This window comes from Microbacterium sp. BG28 (assembly GCF_034044005.1).
In the GTDB taxonomy this organism is placed as follows: domain Bacteria; phylum Actinomycetota; class Actinomycetes; order Actinomycetales; family Microbacteriaceae; genus Microbacterium.
This window is the reverse complement of sequence record NZ_JAXCHA010000006.1, coordinates 1-5,460: the sequence shown is the minus strand read 5'-3', so window position 1 is coordinate 5,460 and position 5,460 is coordinate 1. Positions and strand designations below refer to the sequence as shown.

Genomic DNA, 5,460 nt, shown 5'->3' with positions numbered 1-5,460 from the left:
TTTCTAAAAGGAGTCCGGCGGTGTCCTACTCTCCCACAGGGTCCCCCCTGCAGTACCATCGGCGCTGAGAGGCTTAGCTTCCGGGTTCGGAATGGGACCGGGCGTTTCCCTCTCGCTATGGCCGCCGAAACACTATTGATGTTTCAAGTCATGCACACAACAAAAGAATGTTGTCTGCGGTTCTCGACCGTACATCGAGAACCACTCAGTGGACGCGAACAGCTTCAGTTCAAACGAAGTGTTATCAAGTCATCGGCTTATTAGTACCAGTCAGCTACACGCATTACTGCGCTTCCACATCTGGCCTATCAACCCAGTAGTCTGGCTGGGAGCCTCTCACCCGAAGGTATGGAAGTCTCATCTTGAGGCCGGCTTCCCGCTTAGATGCTTTCAGCGGTTATCCATCCCGAACGTAGCTAATCAGCGGTGCTCCTGGCGGAACAACTGACACACCAGAGGTTCGTCCAACCCGGTCCTCTCGTACTAGGGTCAGATCCTCTCAAACTTCCTACGCGCGCAGCGGATAGGGACCGAACTGTCTCACGACGTTCTAAACCCAGCTCGCGTACCGCTTTAATGGGCGAACAGCCCAACCCTTGGGACCTACTCCAGCCCCAGGATGCGACGAGCCGACATCGAGGTGCCAAACCATGCCGTCGATATGGACTCTTGGGCAAGATCAGCCTGTTATCCCCGAGGTACCTTTTATCCGTTGAGCGACAGCGCTTCCACAAGCCACTGCCGGATCACTAGTCCCGACTTTCGTCCCTGCTCGACCTGTCAGTCTCACAGTCAAGCTCCCTTGTGCACTTACACTCGCCACCTGATTGCCAACCAGGTTGAGGGAACCTTTGGGCGCCTCCGTTACTTTTTGGGAGGCAACCGCCCCAGTTAAACTACCCACCAGGCACTGTCCCTGAACCGGATTACGGTTCGAAGTTAGATATCCAGAGTGACCAGAGTGGTATTTCAACAATGACTCCACAAACACTGGCGTGTCTGCTTCACAGTCTCCCACCTATCCTACACAAGCCACACCGAACACCAATACCAAGCTGTAGTAAAGGTCACGGGGTCTTTCCGTCCTGCTGCGCGTAACGAGCATCTTTACTCGTAATGCAATTTCGCCGAGTTCGCGGTTGAGACAGTTGGGAAGTCGTTACGCCATTCGTGCAGGTCGGAACTTACCCGACAAGGAATTTCGCTACCTTAGGATGGTTATAGTTACCACCGCCGTTTACTGGGGCTTAAATTCGCAGCTTCGCTTACGCTAACCGCTCCTCTTAACCTTCCAGCACCGGGCAGGCGTCAGTCCGTATACATCGTCTTGCGACTTGGCACGGACCTGTGTTTTTAGTAAACAGTCGCTACCCACTAGTCTCTGCGGCCACCACACCCTTTTCCAGGCAAGCTGGTATAAGTGGATGGCCCCCCTTCTCCCGAAGTTACGGGGGCATTTTGCCGAGTTCCTTAACCACGATTCTCTCGATCTCCTTGGTATTCTCTACCTGACCACCTGAGTCGGTTTGGGGTACGGGCAGCTAGAACCTCGCGTCGATGCTTTTCTCGGCAGCATAGGATCACCCACTTTTTATCCGCATCGTGTCTCAGCCGAACGAGTCGCGGATTTGCCTACGACTCAGCCTACGCACTTGCCCCGGGACAACCATCGCCCGGGTTGGGCTACCTTCCTGCGTCACACCTGTTAATACGCTAACCGCACCAGCATGGGGTCGAGCGTTCACCAAGACGGCATCACCCCGAAGGGATCCACACATTCCTGGCTAGGACTCTTAGCACCACTGGATTAGCTTGGGCGGTTCTTCGCCGGTACGGGAATATCAACCCGTTGTCCATCGACTACGCCTGTCGGCCTCGCCTTAGGTCCCGACTTACCCAGGGAAGATTAGCTTGACCCTGGAACCCTTGGTCTTTCGGAGGACGTGTTTCTCACACGTCTTTCGCTACTCATGCCTGCATTCTCACTCGTGTAGCCTCCACGGCTGGTTCACACCGCCGCTTCGCTGGCCACACGACGCTCTCCTACCCATCAACACGGCTGGACCACGAAGGCCTACCAATAATGTCAATGCCACAACTTCGGTGGCGTGCTTGAGCCCCGTTACATTGTCGGCGCGGAATCACTTGACCAGTGAGCTATTACGCACTCTTTCAAGGGTGGCTGCTTCTAAGCCAACCTCCTGGTTGTCACAGCAACTCCACATCCTTTCCCACTTAGCACGCGCTTAGGGACCTTAGTTGGTGGTCTGGGTTGTTTCCCTCTCGACTATGAAGCTTATCCCCCACAGTCTCACTGCTGCGCTCTCACTTACCGGCATTCGGAGTTTGGCTGACGTCAGTAACCTTGTAGGGCCCATCGGCCATCCAGTAGCTCTACCTCCGGCAAGAAACACGCAACGCTGCACCTAAATGCATTTCGGAGAGAACCAGCTATCACGAAGTTTGATTGGCCTTTCACCCCTATCCACAGCTCATCCCCTCAGTTTTCAACCTAAGTGGGTTCGGTCCTCCACGACGTCTTACCGTCGCTTCAACCTGGCCATGGATAGATCACTTCGCTTCGGGTCTAGGACACGCGACTGAATCGCCCTATTCAGACTCGCTTTCGCTACGGCTACCCCACACGGGTTAACCTCGCCACGTATCGCTAACTCGCAGGCTCATTCTTCAAAAGGCACGCTGTCACCCCTACTAAGGAGGCTCCAACGGTTTGTAAGCAAACGGTTTCAGGTACTATTTCACTCCCCTCCCGGGGTACTTTTCACCTTTCCCTCACGGTACTTGTCCGCTATCGGTCATCTGGGAGTATTTAGGCTTATCAGGTGGTCCTGACAGATTCACACGGGATTTCTCGGGCCCCGTGCTACTTGGGATACTCTCCACGCCAGAACACGCATTTCGACTACGGGGCTGGCACCCACTATGGCTGGCCTTTCAAGACCATTCGTCTATACGCTTCTGTCACGTCGATCACCCGGCAGGATGATCAAGAAAGTCCCACAACCCCCAACGTGCAACGCCTGCCGGCTATCACACACGCTAGGTTTAGCCTCTTCCGATTTCGCTCGCCACTACTCACGGAATCACGGTTGTTTTCTCTTCCTGTGGGTACTGAGATGTTTCACTTCCCCACGTTCCCTCTACCCGCCCTATATATTCAGGCGGGAGTCACTAGGTCGGCACGCCGCCCAGCGGGGTTTCCCCATTCGGAGACCCTCGGATCAAAGTGTGCTTATCCACTCCCCGAGGCTTATCGCAGATTGCTACGTCCTTCTTCGGCTCCAGATGCCAAGGCATCCACCGTTTGCTCTTAAAGACTTGAAATCACATGAGTTTGAATCGTCAACTCGAAAATTGACTAAATGATCTAAAAAAGATCACCTGTGAAATGAATCCGAAGATTCATCTCTAAGATGCTCGCGTCCACTGTGTAGTTCTCAAAGTACGGGCGGTACCAACCCCCACTGCACAAGCAGCAGAAGAAGGCCCAGAGGTACAGCCGCAACCCCCAAAGGAGTCACACCCGGTCCCTCAGGACCCAACAGCGTGCATGCCCTCACCCAAGAACCCAGCTCCGTTCCAAACCCGAAGGTCGTACTAGAAACCAGACACTCACATGAGAGCCTCGTCAAATGTTCCACCCATGAGCTCCCAGCGAAGAACGTGTGCCTTCGAACTGGGTTCTGGAAGTCCGAAGACTTCAGATGCTCCTTAGAAAGGAGGTGATCCAGCCGCACCTTCCGGTACGGCTACCTTGTTACGACTTAGTCCTAATTACCGATCCCACCTTCGACGGCTCCCTCCACAAGGGTTAGGCCACCGGCTTCAGGTGTTACCGACTTTCATGACTTGACGGGCGGTGTGTACAAGACCCGGGAACGTATTCACCGCAGCGTTGCTGATCTGCGATTACTAGCGACTCCGACTTCATGAGGTCGAGTTGCAGACCTCAATCCGAACTGGGACCGGCTTTTTGGGATTCGCTCCACCTCACGGTATTGCAGCCCTTTGTACCGGCCATTGTAGCATGCGTGAAGCCCAAGACATAAGGGGCATGATGATTTGACGTCATCCCCACCTTCCTCCGAGTTGACCCCGGCAGTATCCCATGAGTTCCCACCATTACGTGCTGGCAACATAGAACGAGGGTTGCGCTCGTTGCGGGACTTAACCCAACATCTCACGACACGAGCTGACGACAACCATGCACCACCTGTATACGAGTGTCCAAAGAGTTCTACATTTCTGCAGCGTTCTCGTATATGTCAAGCCTTGGTAAGGTTCTTCGCGTTGCATCGAATTAATCCGCATGCTCCGCCGCTTGTGCGGGTCCCCGTCAATTCCTTTGAGTTTTAGCCTTGCGGCCGTACTCCCCAGGCGGGGAACTTAATGCGTTAGCTGCGTCACGGAAACCGTGGAATGGTCCCCACAACTAGTTCCCAACGTTTACGGGGTGGACTACCAGGGTATCTAAGCCTGTTTGCTCCCCACCCTTTCGCTCCTCAGCGTCAGTTACGGCCCAGAGATCTGCCTTCGCCATCGGTGTTCCTCCTGATATCTGCGCATTCCACCGCTACACCAGGAATTCCAATCTCCCCTACCGCACTCTAGTCTGCCCGTACCCACTGCAGGCTGGAGGTTGAGCCTCCAGTTTTCACAGCAGACGCGACAAACCGCCTACGAGCTCTTTACGCCCAATAATTCCGGATAACGCTTGCGCCCTACGTATTACCGCGGCTGCTGGCACGTAGTTAGCCGGCGCTTTTTCTGCAAGTACCGTCACTTTCGCTTCTTCCTTGCTAAAAGAGGTTTACAACCCGAAGGCCGTCATCCCTCACGCGGCGTTGCTGCATCAGGCTTTCGCCCATTGTGCAATATTCCCCACTGCTGCCTCCCGTAGGAGTCTGGGCCGTGTCTCAGTCCCAGTGTGGCCGGTCACCCTCTCAGGCCGGCTACCCGTCGACGCCTTGGTGAGCCATTACCTCACCAACAAGCTGATAGGCCGCGAGCCCATCCTGAACCAAAAAATCTTTCCAAACGTTGACCATGCGGCCACGTCTCGTATCCAGTATTAGACGCCGTTTCCAGCGCTTATCCCAGAGTCCAGGGCAGGTTGCTCACGTGTTACTCACCCGTTCGCCACTGATCCACAGAGCAAGCTCTGCTTCACCGTTCGACTTGCATGTGTTAAGCACGCCGCCAGCGTTCATCCTGAGCCAGGATCAAACTCTCCGTAAAAGAAAAATGCATACACACAACGGAAAAAGAAGTGCGCAGCGAGTTTGAACTGACCAAAAGGATGTCAATACTGACAATCCATAACGCCAACCCCAAAGGGTTGGACTTGATCCAAAGGAATCTCACCCAGCCGAAGCTGGAACGAGGTTATTTGGCATTTGACAAGTGCACGCTGTTGAGTTCTCAAGGAACGGATGCTCC

Annotated in this window: 3 rRNA genes; all 3 read right to left on the bottom strand. The window is 54.4% G+C overall.

Annotation, left to right across the window (positions count from 1 at the left end):
* Positions 1-12: 12 nt before the first annotated feature.
* Positions 13-129 (bottom strand): 5S ribosomal RNA (rrf, locus tag SK224_RS16675).
* A 111-nt stretch (positions 130-240) separates the two neighbouring features.
* Positions 241-3,345, bottom strand: a 23S ribosomal RNA gene (locus tag SK224_RS16670).
* 391 nt (positions 3,346-3,736) lie between these two features.
* Positions 3,737-5,259, bottom strand: a 16S ribosomal RNA gene (locus SK224_RS16665).
* The 16S, 23S and 5S rRNA genes sit together here, the layout of an rRNA operon.
* Positions 5,260-5,460 lie beyond the last annotated feature (201 nt).